Source organism: Imperialibacter sp., from assembly GCF_040222815.1.
Taxonomy (GTDB): domain Bacteria; phylum Bacteroidota; class Bacteroidia; order Cytophagales; family Cyclobacteriaceae; genus Imperialibacter.
Map to the genome: position 1 here is coordinate 117,201 of NZ_JAVKCH010000018.1, position 16,621 is coordinate 133,821.

General features: G+C 46.7%; 9 protein-coding genes. 2 read left to right on the forward strand and 7 right to left on the reverse strand.

Translation table 11 applies throughout. The annotated features are described in order from the left end of the window. Positions 1 to 79: 79 nt before the first annotated feature. Together RIF36_RS07510 and RIF36_RS07515 are read left to right on the forward strand one after the other, a co-directional pair. A complete protein-coding gene (locus RIF36_RS07510; RefSeq protein WP_350076442.1) occupies positions 80 to 919 on the forward strand; it encodes a universal stress protein in 840 nt (279 codons plus the stop codon). Positions 920 to 936: 17 nt separating this feature from the next. Beyond that, on the forward strand, positions 937 to 1,281 hold the full coding sequence (locus RIF36_RS07515; protein ID WP_350076440.1) for a translation initiation factor: 345 nt from the start codon (positions 937 to 939) through the stop codon (positions 1,279 to 1,281). 173 nt (positions 1,282 to 1,454) lie between these two features. Here RIF36_RS07515 and RIF36_RS07520 read toward each other — a convergent pair whose 3' ends face one another. The 7 genes from RIF36_RS07520 to RIF36_RS07550 form a co-directional block, all read right to left on the reverse strand. After that, positions 1,455 to 7,547: an SGBP N-terminal domain-containing protein gene (locus RIF36_RS07520; RefSeq protein WP_350129899.1), complete on the reverse strand. Its 6,093-nt coding sequence runs from the start codon at positions 7,545 to 7,547 to the stop codon at positions 1,455 to 1,457. 135 nt (positions 7,548 to 7,682) lie between these two features. After that, a complete protein-coding gene (locus RIF36_RS07525; protein ID WP_350129902.1) occupies positions 7,683 to 9,347 on the reverse strand; it encodes a tetratricopeptide repeat protein in 1,665 nt (554 codons plus the stop codon). Then, on the reverse strand, positions 9,328 to 10,911 hold the full coding sequence (locus tag RIF36_RS07530) for a tetratricopeptide repeat protein (RefSeq protein ID WP_350129905.1): 1,584 nt from the start codon (positions 10,909 to 10,911) through the stop codon (positions 9,328 to 9,330). The genes RIF36_RS07525 and RIF36_RS07530 overlap by 20 nt, the downstream gene beginning before the upstream one ends. Positions 10,912 to 11,035: 124 nt before the next feature. Further along, positions 11,036 to 13,420 carry a M61 family metallopeptidase gene (locus RIF36_RS07535; RefSeq protein ID WP_350129908.1) on the reverse strand — a complete coding sequence of 795 codons (2,385 nt, stop codon included), beginning with the start codon at positions 13,418 to 13,420 and terminating at the stop codon, positions 11,036 to 11,038. Positions 13,421 to 13,570: 150 nt separating this feature from the next. Continuing rightward, positions 13,571 to 13,984: a DUF3052 domain-containing protein gene (locus RIF36_RS07540; RefSeq protein ID WP_350129911.1), complete on the reverse strand. Its 414-nt coding sequence runs from the start codon at positions 13,982 to 13,984 to the stop codon at positions 13,571 to 13,573. Between the two features lie 513 nt (positions 13,985 to 14,497). Then, on the reverse strand, positions 14,498 to 14,959 hold the full coding sequence (locus tag RIF36_RS07545; RefSeq protein WP_350129914.1) for a GNAT family N-acetyltransferase: 462 nt from the start codon (positions 14,957 to 14,959) through the stop codon (positions 14,498 to 14,500). Then, positions 14,956 to 16,563 (reverse strand): M1 family metallopeptidase, encoded by a 1,608-nt coding sequence (locus tag RIF36_RS07550; protein ID WP_350129917.1) that lies wholly within the window; start codon positions 16,561 to 16,563, stop codon positions 14,956 to 14,958. Before RIF36_RS07550 ends, RIF36_RS07545 begins: the two co-directional genes overlap by 4 nt. Positions 16,564 to 16,621: the final 58 nt, after the last annotated feature.

A 16,621-nucleotide genomic window follows, 5' to 3' on the forward strand; every position in this document is an offset into this window, starting at 1 on the left:
CCTGTTTGTTTAAAAAGCTTAGTAAATGCTGAGGTATTTACTATTTTTAGGTTCATTCTAACATCACAATTTTTACGACATGAAGAATATCCTTGTTCCAACCGACTTTTCAAAACAAGCCAAATATGCTTTAGACTTTGCAGCTGTCATCGCCAAAAAAGCGTCAGCTAAAATCAAACTTGTTCATGTGCTTGAAGTGCCCAGCAGCTCTTCTCTCCATGTAACCGGCGAAGTGGAAAGCGACGATCCGATGGAGAAAATATTCACCATCAAGCTGATTGAAAGCTCCGAAAGAAGATTGGCTGAGCTTGCTGCGAGCGTGTCGGGAGTAACGGTGGAAACACATATTCATTCTGGCAACCCTTTCCAGGTTTTGACCCATGAAATCAACGACAGCAATGTTGATTTGCTGGTAATGGGAACTTCAGGCTCTTCCGGAATCGACGAGCTGACGGTTGGCTCCAATGCCGAGAAAATGGTTCGTCATGCTACCTGCCCGGTGATTACTTTAAAAAGACCCGTGACGATTGACATTAAAGACATTGTGTTTGCTTCCGATTTCACTGAAGACCAACCTGCTTTGATTGAGCAGCTTAAACTGCTTCAAACATTTTTCGGTGCCAAGCTTCATGTTGTAAAGGTGAACACCCCTCATGACTTCCATCCATCTCACGACGATATTATCGCCATGGATGCCTTCATTAAAAAATACGGACTTGAGAACACCTCAAGAAGTATTTACAATGATTTGAATGCTGACGAAGGGATCATGCACTATGCTGGTGATATAAAGGCGGATATGATAGCCATGGGCACCAGTGGCCGGACCGGTATTGGTCGATTCTTCCTTGGAAGTATTGCAGAGGACGTAGTTAATCATGCTGAAAGACCAGTATGGACCTACCGCCTTCATAAATAATAAAGAAGGTTTAGTTCATGTCGAAAAAAAACAGTCATAAGGATAGGGTGGGCATTGTGTACTCCACTGCGTCGGACTTTGATTATACCACAGATCAGGAGGAAGAGGCGGATACACTGCCTGCTAATCAGCAGGTGCTGAAAATTTTTTATGAGAACAAGGGCCGGGGAGGCAAGCAGGTCACGCTTGTGAAGAACTTCATTGGAACCAATGCTGACCTGGAGACACTTGGTAAAAAATTGAAAGCCCACTGTGGCACTGGCGGCAGTGTGAAAGATGGCGAGATTTTGATTCAGGGAGATTTAAGGCCCAAGGTTGCTGAGTTTCTCAGGAAGCAGGGCTATCAGGTGAAAGGAGCATAGAGCTATTGCTTAAAATAAGTCGTAAAACATAAAAACCCCGGCACACAATGCCGGGGTTTTACTTTTCCCTGAGAGGGAATTTGATCGCATAAACCAGTGAGCCATCGACCAGATGGCCGGTTTACTGATGAAAGGGACTTATGCTGCCATGCCCTTTCGTTGTCGTTGTGGAATTACTCTTTGATGATTCTGTAGGATTTTATTTTCCCTTCGGTTGAGACTTGCAGCACATACACCCCTGCGGTTAAGCCAGTCAAACTGATAGATTCGACTTCATAGATACTACTGCTGACCTGATTGATGATGGCGCCGTTGAGAGTTACCAGTTGAAGGCTGCTGCCTTTGGATAGCCCCGCCACTTTTATTTGCTCAGTTGCAGGGTTGGGGTAAACGGTGACGTTGGCGAAGGCTTCGGCAATACCTGTTTTTGTCCCTTCTTTAACTGTTACCCTAGCCGTCCATTCTTGTGTGCTGCCATCCTCAGCCGTAACGATGTACACAACTGCTGATGAAAAATCCTGGGCCACTTCACTACCAGGGCTTATCGAGGCATTGTCTGACACGGTAATCGCAGGACTAAGGTTACTGACGTCAGTGCCAGCTTCCACCTCCACAGTCACGGTGTGATCCGTGGTATTAATTAGTGCATCACCTGTTTGTTCGTGAAGCGAAAAGCTGATGATGTCCTTAGCGGCGCTTAAAGGTTCAGTGGCTGGAGCTACTGTCACGGTTGCTGTCCACTCCTGGCTACTGCCGTCTTCGGCCGTCACCGTGTAGACCACGGCACTCGTGAAATCCTTAGGGGCACCACTTGCAGGACTGATAGAAGCAGCAGCTGAAGTGGTAATGGTAGGGGTAAGGCTGGTTATATTGGTGCCAGCAACTACTTCGATGGCCACGGTATGTGTAGTAGCGTCAATCACTGCTGGCCCGGTTTCTTCCGGCAGCGAGAAGGTGAGGATGTCCCTGGCACTGCTCAATGGCGCAGGCTCAACTGTTACCGTGACTGTCCATTCCTGGGTGGCACCATTCCCGGCAGTTACCGTGTAGGTGACTGGAGCAGAAAAATCTTGTGCTGCACCACTCGCCGGACTAATTGTCGCCTGATTCGAAACAGTAATGGTGGGGGCAAGCACTGTGGCATTGGTACCAGTGGCAACAGTCACCGATACGCTATGATTTTCTGCGTCGATCACTGCATCACCAGTTTGCTCGGCCAACACGAAGGTCAGAATATCGGTGGCGGAATTCATAGCAGACGTTACTGTTACAGTCCACTCCTGCGTGCTACCGTCGCCAGCGGTTACGGTATAAACGACAGCAGAAGAAAAGTCGACAGCGGCCTCATTTGTTGGGTCAATGGTTGCCTGCTCGGAAACCGTAATGGTTGGAGTAAGGGCGGTCAGGTCGGTGCCGTAAGGGACTCCAATGGCTACCGTATGGTCTGTTGCGCTGATCGTTGCGTCGCCTGTTTGCTCAGCCAGCACGAAGGTCAGGATATCGGTGGCTGAATTCATAGCGGGCGTTACTGTTACTATCCACTCCTGAGTGCTACCGTCGCCGGCAGTCACTGTATAAACGACCGCAGAAGAAAAGTCGACCGTGCTTTCACTTGTTGGCGCAAGAGTTGCCTGGTCGGAAACGGTGATGGTTGGTGTAAGCGCCGTAAGATCTGTGGCATAAGGAACACCTATCCCTACCGTATGATTTTCGGAATCGATCACAGCGTCACCTGTTTGCTCTGCCAATATGAAGGTGAGGATGTCGCTGGCTTTATTGGGAGCGATGGTAACTGTCACCGTCCACTCCTGCGTATCTCCGTTTTCGGCAGTGACAACGTACCCTACAGGATTGGTGAAGTCTTGTTCAATACCGCTTTCAGGATCAATACTGGCTTCCTCGGAGATAGTGATGGTTGGTGTGAGCGCAGCAAGACTGGTGCCGTAAGCGACCTCTATTGCCACCGTGTGGTTGGTTATACTAATTACCGCATCTCCAGTTTGTTCAACAAGGGCAAATGAAAGGATATCAGTGCCCGTGTTTGGAGCCTCTGTGACAGTTATCGTCCATTCCTGTGGAGTGCCATCTTCGGAAGTTACAGTGAAGACTGTAGGTAAAGAAAGATCAACACTAGTGCCGCTGGCGGGGCTCACGGTTGCGCCGAAACTCATAGTTACAGTAGGAATAAGCGTTGATAAATTGGTACCCAGTGCAACCTCGATGGTCACTGTATGATTTTCTGAATCAATCAGGGCATCGCCTGTTTGCTCGTCGAGTTCAAACGCCAGGATGTCGTTTGCTGATGATAGCACCCGCAGGACAGTGACTGTCCATGCCTGTGTGCTGAGATCTTCGGCGGTGACTGTGTAGGTAACAGGGGCGGAAAAGTCCTGAACAGCTCCGCTTGCGGGCGTTACAGTTGCTCCGTATGATACGGCCACGGTGGGAGTTAGAGCAGTCACATCCACTTCTGTTGGAACTTCCAGGGTCACTGTGTGGGCAGTGCTATTGATAATGGCGTTGTTGAGCTGGTCTTCCAGTTCGAACGTAACAATGTTTGCTTCCGGGCAAGTCTCAAAAACCTCGATAGTAATGAAAGCGCAAATACCCTGATCGGCGCAGCCGCCTTCACCTCTCACGTAGTAGGTAGTTGTGCTTGTTGGACTTACCTCAACAGAGGCACCCGAGCCTACGAATGTGCCATTGCAGTCTCCAGCATACCATTCCCAGGAAGTAGCGCCATTCAATACTGCGTCGCCTACGGAGAGTGTTACGGTTGTTCCCTGGCAAATTTCCGCATCAGATGCAGTTATCTCCGGTAAATCTGGATTTTCGCAAAGACTAAATAGGTAAGCTGAACCAGCACTACTAAGAAAGTTTAAGCCTTCTGCATCTTCTGAATCACGTTCTGAGGTTATCAATGCGAACTGTCCGTCTACCGCTATCACACCACCAAAATCGTCATTTGAAGTACCATCCGACGAAGTTAAGGTGCCAGTTGTTACCCATTCACCCTCGCTATTTTTACTGTAGATAAAAACGGCAGGTAGGTCCACAGACTCCTCCATTCGTTCAGCTGATATCATCAGCGTTTCATTTTCAATGGCCACACTACGCCCAAAATATTGTTCTTCAAATGGTGTTGAAAACAATATTGTTTGGGACTGCTCCCAAACCCCTCCTGCCGATCGTGAAAAAACGTAGACTGCTCCGGCATCTGATGTTGATTCATCAAAACCTTTATTTTCGTCAGTCATGACAATGGTTTCTCCACTCATGGTGATTGCATAGCCTGCGTAGTCGTATTCTTCACCCTCGGCTGCAGTGAGTTTTTGAACTTCTACCCAAACCCCGCTTTCGTTCCTTTCAAATACATAGATAGCGCCTGTGCTCTCAATTTCGGTGATTCCATCGGTATCCAGGCTGTAGCTTTCAGGAGCTCCGATCGCCAGGTAATCACCTGAAATAGCTGCCGACTCACCAAAATAGTACCCTCGGGTGCCCCTGTCACTGGCAACAATTTTTTGCACTTCAATCCATTCTCCTGATTCATTCCTTTCAAAAACGTAGGCAGCACCTGCATCATCTGCATAGTTCATCCCGTTTTCGTCGTAGTATTCATACAATGCTGTAACCACCAGCCGTTCGCCTGAGATGGCAACTGCAGTACCAAATTCTACGCCTTCGTCTTGTCCATCCGAAGGAACAAGCTTGTTAATCAGTTCCCATGTGCCGCTTGCGTTTCGCTCATATACATAAGCTGCACCGTCTGAATTTCCGGTTGTTTGATCCTCGTCGTTTGGCACCCCAACTACTGCATAGTTTCCGGAAATGCTCACGCTGTAGCCAAAAAACAAATACCCGGTACGAATCGGAGCCACTAGTTTTTGCACCTGCTCCCAGGTGCCATTTTCCTGCTTTTCAAATATATAAGCAGCACCTGCGCCATTTACATAGTTGGCACCGTTCTCGTCAAAGTCACTATTAGTTGACCCAACGATGGCATAATTTCCTGAAATAGCTCCTGCCCCTCCAAAATTATCACCTGTGCGTCTGTCGCTTGCCACAATTTTTTGTAGCTGGCTGCCAGAGATGCCCTGAGCACCAGCAGAGAAATCTTTTATGGCAATGGTAAAAGCCTCTTCGGTGAAGTTTGCCCCATTGTCCGTTGACCGAATTCTAACAGAATAGCTTGAGCCCATGTTAAAATCGAAACTCTTTTTACTGATCAGTTTATCGCCGCTGATATCGAAGAGGGAATTGTTAGCGTCGCCCGCCCCGCTTGCAAGCGTATAGGTGTGCTCATCACCAGCATCTAAATCTTCTGTGCTGAGCAAGCCAACGGTTGTCCCGGCAGGAGCCCCCTCATCCAGGCTTAAGTTGTCAATGCTGATGGCAGACGGTGTTTCATCAGGGAGGTCGTTTACGCTGATGGTAAAGACTTTCTCGAAAGTCCCGCCATAAGCCACCTGGTCGTCAGTTCGCACCCGGATCGAATAGCTGGTTTTGGTTTCGAAATCCAGCGAAGTGTTGACTTTTAGGTTGGACCCATCGATAGTAAAGGAGCCGTTGTCGGTACTTCCTGTTCCACCAACGAGGGTGTAAACGTGAGTGTCGTCGCCATCGGCATCAGTGGTTGAAAATATTCCGATGACAGTACCTGTGGCAGTGTTCTCGTCTACATCGGCATTGCTTAGGATTATATCAGTTGGTGCGTCATTTTTATGAACAAGTGTGACGGTCCAGGTATCTGTCGTCACGCCGTCTTCTGCTGTTACTGTATAGGTCACCGGTGAGGTGAAGTTTCTTGTTACACCGGTAAGTGGGCTAATCGTAGCGCCGTAATAGGTAGTTATAGTGGGCGTTACGGCACTAAGATTTGTAGCTGTGGTTACCTCCTGAAACACCGTGGAATTTGAATTATCGATAATGGCGTACTCATACTGGCCGGCATGGCTGAAAGTTAGGATATCAGCCACCATATTGGGTGCCTCAAATGCTCCTTTGCTGGGCCGGGCCGGATGACGGGTTGTGCCTTCTATGTCTTCTGTGACCGTCGTGATAAAGCTGGAACGGAAGTCTGGATTAGTAAGCGATGCACCTGCCAGCGACAGGTCGCCATTTACCGCATCTGTAAAGCTGGGCTCTGCAAATGTCGTCGTAGCGTCGTAGGCCAGGGCAGCAGCCTTATCTCCTCCGGCTGTGTTGCTATAGTATTTAATTGTGCTTACGCCGTCATCTTTTATGTAGATGTTGTTGCTCTTGGCGCTGAAGCTGCCGGCGAAAATGCCGGTTTTCCCTCCCGTGGCATCACTTTCGCTTTGAATGCTGATCAGGTTATTTTGTATTTTCCCGTTGGTCTCGCTGTAAATGGCGCCATTGTTAATGCCAACTGACGAGTTCCTCGAGCTGGTATTGCCACCGTCGAACAATATGGTGTTGTGCATCACCTCGATGTCGCCCCTGTCGGAATGAATACCAATGTTAGTTGGCATGGCAGTGCTGTGGGTAAGATGAATATAGTTATTGTAAGCCCGCAGGGCGTTTCGGACGTAAATAGCATATACATTGCCCGAATTGTTGGTTCTTTCGATTTTGTGGAAAAGGTTGTTCTCCACTCTGAAATTGGTGGGCCACTGAGAAACTGCTGTTGATGTCGGATACGATATAATCGCATATATATTGCCTGTTAAATCAAGTGGAGTTTCTGTAAAGAACTCGTTTCCTTCTATAGTAACATTATGCCAGTGAGCGGTGCTGGAAACGTTGTTTCCGCAGTAAATACCGTATCTGTCCACCATATTGATTTTCATGTTCTTGATGGTAATGCCATCATTCAAATATTGGATCGTGATTACCCCATTCAGCTGGATGACCCGATCTCCACTCACCGGATGTGCACCGTCGAAGATTACATTTCGCTCACCACTGAAAGTGATGTCGTGATTCAGTTCGATAAATGTTACGTCGGCCGCCGGCTTCACTGTGAGAGAATAATCCAGATAATTTGGAGGACTTGTCACGCTCAGGTCAGTTGATGATGTGTAACCTGCTTTTAATTCAAACACCACATCAGCTGTGAATGGGTTCGATGGCGAAATATCATTGAAGGCATCTTGAAGAGTCGTGTAGTTGCCCCCTGTTCCTACGGTATAAGTACCGCCTGTTACCTGAGCTCTGGCTTTCTGACTTGAAAAAAATGCAAATACTCCCAGCAAGGCCAGTGTGCTGAGGCACGAAGTTTTCAATTTGTAAAAGGTTTTCATGGCATAAAGGTTTTTGCGATTTATGCCAATGAAGTTGCGCCCAATACAGAAGAAAAGGCCTATCCTACCGGGGTAGTTTCGCACCTACCCGGGTGGGTAGTTTTTTTAACTAACTGATAATTAGATTGTTGAATTCTACTCTTTGGGAGTGCTCAATGCGAACTGTAGCGCTTCTTTGCGGTTGGTGACGCCTAATTTTTCGTAGATATTTTTCAAATGATACTTCACTGTATTCACCGAAACGAATACTTTCTCGGCGATTTCAGAATTGTTGAGGTTACTCAGTGCGTGGGTGAGTATTTCAAATTCACGCTCAGAAAGAGGTTGGGCAAGTCTTTGGTTGATGTCATCAAGCTCCATGTTCAGTGCCTGGGTATCCGGGTTAAGCACGACTTTTATCTTTGTGCGCATTTCGTTGACCTCCGCTTCCAGTTGCAGGCGCTTTGCCCTGTACCTCGACATTAGCGCCAGTGTGATCGACAACAATGAAATAACCACGATAGCAAGCGAAAACATGAGCCATCTTTCACGAACCTCCTGGCTCGCTATCTCGCTTTGTTGCACCTCATTCTCAAGCCGGAGTATGGTGTTTTCCTGCTCCTTTACATCCACTGCATATTTGATGTTGAGTTCGGAGATGGCATTTCTATTAAAGATGGTAAGGGTAGAGTCTTCCAGTAGTTTATATTGTTTGAATGCATCAAGGGCTTCGATATATTCACTTTTATACTCTTTTACCTCAGCAAGCAAGCGGTAACTCTCTTTCAACTGAGTGAGGAGTTGGTTTTTTTTACTAAAGTTGAGGTTCTCGGTCAGCAGGGCCTCTGCTTGTGCAAACTGGCCGGTTAACATAAAGTTTTCTGCCAGTGTTAGCCTCGCAGAAGACAGGTGCTCACTTTCTTCCAGCCCCTCATAGTAATGCATGGCCTGCTCCACCAACCTTCGTGCCTCACGGTATTTCTTTTGCTGGTTGTAGATGGAGGCAAGATTCACCCAGCGCTCAGCTATATTGATGCTGTCGTTGAGTGCCTGGTGGGCCTGAAGGGATTGCTGTACATAGTACAGCGCACTGTCGACCACGCCTAGTTGCTGATAGGCTAACCCAATACTGTTCATTCGCTCGGCAACTGAGTTGGCATTACCACCACCTTTTTTGTGCATCAGTATGGATTCCTTGTAGTGAGTGATGGCTCTGTTGTAGTTTCCATTTTCCTCACTGAGGATACCCATCTGCTTTAAATCAAAAGCTATGGCCGATGTGTCTCGTTTGACTCTGTCGATTTCGTAGGCTTTGTTAGTATAGTCAATAGCATTGGCAAAATCACCAAGCGACTGATAGCCAGACCCCACGTTGTAGTAGGCAGTGGCCAGTTCGGTAGAATCCTGCAATGAAACTGCATAGTCCAGCGCTTTGAAATAGTAGTCCAGCGCTTTGGAATAGATGCCCAACTCCCGGTAACAGAAACCAGCATGAGAGTTGCATTCCAGCATCAGCAGCAGGTCGCTTACTTCTGATTTTGACGCAGCCTCGATGGCCAGCAGGTAGTTCTCGAGCGACTCGGGCAGGTTGTTAATGTAGTATAAAGCATCGGCTTTTAGCTGGTAGAGCCTGGCTTTTTCAAGCGGGTCTTTTGAATTTTCGAGCAACTGATTTGCAACGGATACCACCTGCTCGTACTCTTCCGCCCTGACCATTTCTTTCAAACGATCAATAGTGATTCCCTGTGCCAGGCAGTGAATACTGATAAAAAAAACAACGACAAATAGAGAGGCACCTTTCTCAGGAACTGGACACCACATACTCAACAGCTTCTTTTCGGTTACTTACCCCCAATTTAGCATACACATTCCTCAAATGGAACTTAACGGTATTAATAGACACAAATAGCTTATTTGCTATTTCCTGGTTTGTTTGGCCTGCCAGGCTGAGCGTGAATGTTTCGAATTCACGTTCGGTTAGCGGATCCACGAGTTTGTTATTTATGGCGGCAAAGTCTACGGCAAGTTCTGAGGCCATGGGGCCTTCCAGCAGGTCTACATAACGCCTTTGCAAGGCGTCAAATTGGTGCTCCTGAATAATCATTTCTGCTTTTCGGTGTTTCCCCTGCATGGTGGCATAAATCATGAGGCCAATCACCAGCATTGATAGGCAAATAACGGTGCCTGTAAACCATGCTCTTTCGTTGGCTGCCTTAGCATCGTTGACCTGGCTTTGAAGTGAAAGGCGCTCAATTTGCGCTTCTTTTTGGGCAGTGCTAAATGCCACCTCCAATTCGGCTATTCTATCATTTTTTTCCTGGCTTACCATTTCGCTCCACACAGACGCTGATTTTCTTTCGAACTCCAGGGCTGCTTTGTAGTTCCCGGCCATCTCTTCAATGTCGGCCCTGTTAGCATAGGTGAGATGCTCTATTTCTTTGGAGCTAATGGTGGCCGCAATTGATTCCGCTTCTAACAGAAGAGCTCTCGCCTCGGCAAAATCCCCATAAAAGGCCCGAACCTCTGCCAGCTCCCCAAGTGTGCGGGCGAGGCCTTGTTGGTCGGCAATCTTCCTTTTTAGCGCAATGGATTCTTCAAAATATCCTGCAGCCTTCTTTAGGTCATTTAACGACACATAAGCAGAGCCAATATTGTTCAGGGCATTGGCTATTTTCTTCTCGTCGTTGAACTCTCTCGCAATGGCAAGCGACTCTTCGTAGTAAGCAATGGCTTCCTTATACTGCTCTTGTTTTCTTTTGATGATACCCAGGTTCAGCAGGCTATTGGCGAGGGGAAGTTGTTGGCCTTCCTGCCTTTTTAGCTCCAACGCCTTTAGTTGATACTTTTCAGCATTTGCCAGGTCGTTCATGCGATCATAGGTAATACCGAGGTTGTTGTAAGAGGAGCTAACCCTTGGGTCGTTCGACGCTTCCCTGAGTGCCAATGCTTGCAGATGGTAGTCAATAGCTTTATCGTAGGCCGATTTATAAGTGAAGCAAAGTCCGATGTTGTTGAGGAAACTGGCCAACTGTGCAGTGTCGCCCGCAAGCTGTGCGTTGGGTATGCCTCGGTCAAAGTAATAGATGGCGGAGTCGTAGGCGGATGTTTGAAAATGATAAATGCCTATAAGATTGAGCACTTTCACTATGGCGATTGGCGGGGTGTTGGCGTCAGTGAGTAGTAGCGCTTGCTCGGCATACCACCTCATTGAGTCGCCGTCCTTGTTTCTGAATTGGTTGGCGACCTCCGTCAAGAGGTCAATTCGTGCGTTATTGTTGGTGGTCTTTGATAAAACTGTTTTAAGGCTGTCGACACCGCCATCCGATGCAACTGCATCGCCAATTGTACAAATGAAAAGCATTAGTAGCCAGGGCAGCTTCAACATTAGGCAGCTTGATTAAAAAAAATGAATCCTTAAAATAGCAAGGGAACTCCTAAATGACAAAAAAAGAGCCGCTATGATCTTTCACAGCGGCTTTAATAATGTAGCGGTAATATCAGGTATTAACCTACTTACTCATCCAGCTATACAGGAGATCAAGCTGCTGCTGAGTAGGACTTGCCATCATTTCGATGGATGGAGGCGATTGCGTTTTTACCATGATCGCCTTCGCTTTTAGCTTCACATTCTTGATTTTTCCTGGCTTTACTTCACGTTGGACCAATGCTGTGATTTTGTCACCCTCTTTGCGGCTTTCTTTGTAAGCCATTACAGCCTCCTGGAAATTCTGTACAGTAAGTGGTATACCGTCAAATTCTAGCAGATGATCTCCTTCCTTATAACCCATGTCGATACCAAAAGCATTCAGGTTATCAGCTTTCGCTACCACCAGATGGCCGCTTTCCTGATCTAGTCCGAACGAGATATTTCCCATAGACGGTTCCATTTTTGCCTGAGATGGAGTGAAGCTGACACCAATTTTGGCCAGGTATTCTTTCAATGGCAGAGGCTTGTTCCCTTCCACATAGGTGCTGAAAAACTCCCTGATTTCCGGGTACGTAAGCTCAGTGATTTTATCGAACAGCTCATCGTCTTTGAAAGAACTGTCTTTGCCGTATTCATTTGACAGGTCTTTTAGGAGTTGGTTAACGCTGTACTTGCCGCCGGAAAGCTCCCGCAACCTGATGTCCAGACAAAGCCCTATCAGTGCACCTTTTTCGTATACGTTGCCATACTGATCTTTGTATTGGTCAAGGCAAAGCTTGCTCATAACAGTGAAGGGCACCGTGTCGTTATAGCCAGCGGCGTTTACCACCTTCTCTTCAATCTTGGCGAGGTATTCGTCGATGCCAAAAAGCCCTTCGGCCAATTGCACGTGTCCGGCGAAGTACTCAGTTACGCCTTCGTACATCCAGAGGTGCTTCGACATTTTCGGATCAATAAAATTGAAATTTCCTATTTCTTCGGAGTGAATACTTAATGGCGTGATGATATGGAAGAACTCATGGGCCGATACATCTTTGATCAGCTGAGTAAGGTACTTGGGGTTCACTTCTGGCAGGCTGTACATAGAGGAATACGAATGCTCCAGTGCACCGAGTGCGCCTGACTGCGATGGCCCTGCAAAAAGATAGATAATGTAAGCGTACTTTTTAATGGGCAATGTTCCCCCCAAATAGTTTTTCTGAGCTTCCAGTATCTGGTTCACATTGTCTTTTACAAACTCAGCAGTAAGCAGGCCGTTGGGTGAGTAGACAGAAAAGAGAATTTCGGCGCCCCCCACATTGATGGTGGTGGTGTCCGGCACCGAATACATCATCGGTGCATCGGCCAGATTGAAGTAGTTGTCGGCGATGTAAGTGTCAGTATTGTTTTCTGACCTGGCAGCCTGCAAAGAGGTAGCACCGTAGAAGCCCTCAGGGTAGGAGATATTCACTTCGTACTGCACATCCTTCATTCCTTTGAGATAGCCAAAGAACCCGAAAGTGTTGATGACGAAGTTCTTTCCTTCTTCAATATTGGTACCCGCCGGCTCAAATACTGTGTTGCCTTGCTCGGTATCATACGAATCCTCCACCCAGTATTCCACTTTGGCCAGTGAGGCGGCATTTTTGATCAGCCACCTGTTCTGGTCAAGTGAATCAACGGAAAGCTCCTTGCCATTGATGTCAAAGGCTTTGAAGTCGGAAAGGAACCTGCCAAAGTCGTAGATGCTGTAAGTGCCTGGTACTATTTTTGGCATTTGGTATTCAATTTCGGATGCTGACACAGCAGGTAACTCAATGCTCACTTTTACTTTATCATTCTTCACAACATTGAGGTCGAGAAATGCCCGATATCGCAAATTGGCAATTAACTCATCGGTAGCTTCACTTTGAGCTGGGTTGGTCGTTTTTGTGGATGAGGATAGAGCTGATTTTCCAATCGTTAGAGTATTATTAGAATAATCGAAATTTATACTACCTAGTCTGCTTAGCGCAGATTGTCCCAAAAGTAACGGAGCATTCATGTTATGGGTAACACTTGCCTCAACGTTGAAGATTTTTATGCCTCCAATTTCGAGCTCTCTTAGAATTATTTTTGTTCCTTTCTCTATATCACCATTTGCGATTTGATAGTATTCTGAACCAATTAAGTCTTTCTCATTTAAGTATCCATTTTTTAGCATAAAGGCAGCTTCTGTTACCGAGATTGAAACATCAGAGGCTCCAGTGTCAAAAATGAATCTCAGTGGTAGGTTATTTACTTTGCATGGAAGAGTAAAAACACCATTGTTCTTTTCCATTTTGACAACAGATTGTGCCGTAGTGTTTAATTGTAATAATAGAAAGACTAAAAAAGTCATGCTAAATAGCTTCATCTTGAGGGTCTTGTCATGAAGAACATTGGAGGAATGGGAAAGCTTGCCTGCTCGGCTCAGGAACAGACTCAGCAGTATTGTCAACTTTTTCATTGAGAGTTTTTGTGTTTGGGCTCCATTCCTGTCACCAGATTGCGGATCATTTAATGAAAGCCATGTTGTTTTAGAAAGTTGCAAGCGAAAGAAGGGCGCAATTAAGCTAAATAGTTTTTGTTGCTCAACATTTATTATGGTGAAAAAACGTTAAACCTTCCTCTTTTCTACCCGAATAACGCCTTTGAGGCCCGACCAGTCCTCATCGACGGCACAGACTTTCACATCCACCATGTCGATGGTTAGCATCAAGTTGCGGATGTCGTCTTCGATGAGGTTCTTAGGTATTTTGGACTTTCCCTTGGGCCAGGATACCCAAATCATGCCATTTTGCTCTATTTTTTCCTTTAGCTTCGGCAGTTGTGTGTGGAGGTCGTCTTTGCTGGTGGTGAAAAAGTGGATGATGTCATACAGGTCAACAGTTTGCGATTCATGAGCCAGCACGTCGTCGGGAAAATCCTCAAATAGTTCGAAGTAATGTGACGGACGGTTGATGAGAAGCACTTTGCTTCCTTCTTTGATGCCCAGTTTTTTAGCGAGAGGAGTGCCTGAGTAGCCAGCCATGGTGTGTCAGTTTATTGTAACGGAGACTAATTTAGGCAAACTAGTTTAATTGATTTGACAGATAGTCATGTGGAAATTCCAAAAGACAAAAGGCAAAACCCAAATAAATAACAAATCCGAAGCACCAAAATCAAAACAGAAACACGGGTAGTTTGAGGTTTTGAGTTTCGGCATTGGTGCTTATTTGTTATTTGGTGCTTGAATTTTGTGATTTCACTTTTGTAGATGAGGTTTAGGAAATACCAACAGCCAAAAAGCAAAACTCAAACAAATCCCAAATTCTGAATCCCAATTTCAAAACCCGACGCCTGACGTTTTGAATTTAGCATTTGGTGCTTATTTGTTATTTGGCGTTTGCGTTTTGTGATTTCACTTTTGTAGATGAGGTTTAGGAAATACCAACAGCCAAAAAGTAAAACTCAAACAAATCCCAAATTCTGAATCCCAATTTCAAAACCCGACGCATGACGTTTGAAGTTTTGAATTTGCTATTTGGTGCTTATTTGTTATTTGTTATTTGGCGTTTGCGTTTTGTGATTTCACTCCAAGTGCCTTCCTAAAATAAATCCTCGACTCCATAGGATCGGTGTGCTCAGAAAAACCACTTACATAGTAGCCCTGCGACAGACAAAACCGAATCATTGGCTTCAGCTTGTTCCTTGTTTTGAGCAGCATGTGGGTATAACCTTTCTCAGCGGCCCACTGTTCCATTGCGGCGGTTAGCTGCTGATAAATACCCTGGCCTCGGTAGGCTGGCAGCAGCCCGCCCATCCACGAGTAGAAGCTGCCGTCTTTGTATCGGTCGTACCCCACTTTGAACCCAATAATTTTGCCGTCTGCTTCAGCGACTAGTATGAGATGCGGCCTATCTTGAAAGCGTTCGTGGTAGACCGGTTCTTCGTAGGGGTTCACTAGCTCAGGAACGTGTTGTGAAGCCGCCACAACCTCCTCTATGGTGCCTTCCCTAATTGTCATTTGTTGGAAACCTTGATGTTAGCCAGCAGCCATGTGTTTGGGTCTGCTACAATACCGGCCGGCATTTGGGGTACCTCCCATTCTGCTGTTGTGCTTTCTCCCGACACCTCTATGGTTTTAATTTCGCTGATGGCTCCGTTAGTGCCTTTGATGCCAAGCTCCAGCGGCAACTTGACCGACTTGCTTAGTCCCGGGCTTTTCACCTGAACAGATAGCTTGCCCAGCTTTTTATGGTACTTCCAGCTCAGGGAAAGCTCGGGCAACAATGGCTGGAAAATCCACTGATCAAAGAACCAGCCAAGCTGCTGTCCGCTGGCTTGTTCCATCACGGCCTGAAAATCGCTCGTGAGTGCATTGGAGAATTTGTAAGTGTCGTAGTAAGTGCGCACACCCTGAAAGAAAGCCTCGTCCCCGATTTGTTTACGCAGCATGTGCAAAACCCATGCAGCTTTTTGGTAAACATTAGGGCTGAGCAGTGTTTTGATGTCGGCGATGGTGGAGTCTACAATCGGCGAGGTGGGGTATTTTGCGCGGTATTCATTAATTTTTGGCAGCATGTGCTTCATCCCTGCCTGCAAACTGTCTTTTCCGTAGGTTGTTTCTCTGTACACTTGAGTAAAATAGGTCGCAAACCCTTCGCTGAGCCAAACATGGTGCCAGTCCTTTTCGGTAGCGGAGTTGCCAAACCACTGGTGGGCTATCTCGTGAGCGATCAGGCCTTCAATATCACGGTCACCCGAGACCGTCTTTTCGTTATAAAAGATATTGCCGGCATTTTCCATTCCGCCAAATTTCGTTTTGGACTGCACATTGGCCAGCTTTTCGAAAGGGTATGGGCCAATAATGTCCTGGAGAGTAGCCAATATCTCCACAGCCTGAGCATAGCGATAAAACCCTGCATTTCTGTTTTGGTGATACACCCATGATGATACGGGGATGTCGCCTACCGAGCCCACATGATCCACGGCAAAGGTGGCCGCCCCAAATACCATCACTTTAGTAGAAATGGGCACCGACTCTATCCAGTGAGTGATTTTTGTGTCGTAAGAAAGCACCGTTTCTTCCTTAAGTCGCCCGTTGGCCACAACGGTGTAATAGATCGGCGCTTCAACGATAAACTCGCAGGTGGCTTTGTCTGAAGGATGATCCACCACGGGAAGCCAGTGATGCGCCCTGTCGGGCCAGTTGTCGCCAAAGAAGGTTTTTTCGCCAAACAGGTTGGTGTCAATAATAAGTCCATCCTGCGGAGTACCCTCATACTGGATGGTCATTCTCAACGTTTCGCCTTTGCTGGCTTCTACGTTGACGATAACTCGGTTACTGTTATGCGCATAAGTGGTGGTCTTTCCATCAATATCGAGCTGGGTAATCTTCATGCCTCCCCTTGCGTCTTCATTTTGCAGGTCAAGTGCAAAAGTCTTGATGTCCTCTTTTAACAAAACCTCAATGACAGACTTCCCGGCAATGTTGTTGGTTTCGGCAGACAGCTGCAGCCGGAAGGCATAGTGCTGCACGTCAATAGCCGGGTTCAGTGGGTAGGGGTCGCTGCCGAAGAGAAGAAACGGGCCTAGAGCGAAAAGAAGGGTGCTTAAAATGGGCTTCATGTTGTATTTGGTTACAGCCCTAAAAGTAACGTAAAAACGAGTGTTTTAAATCGAAAGA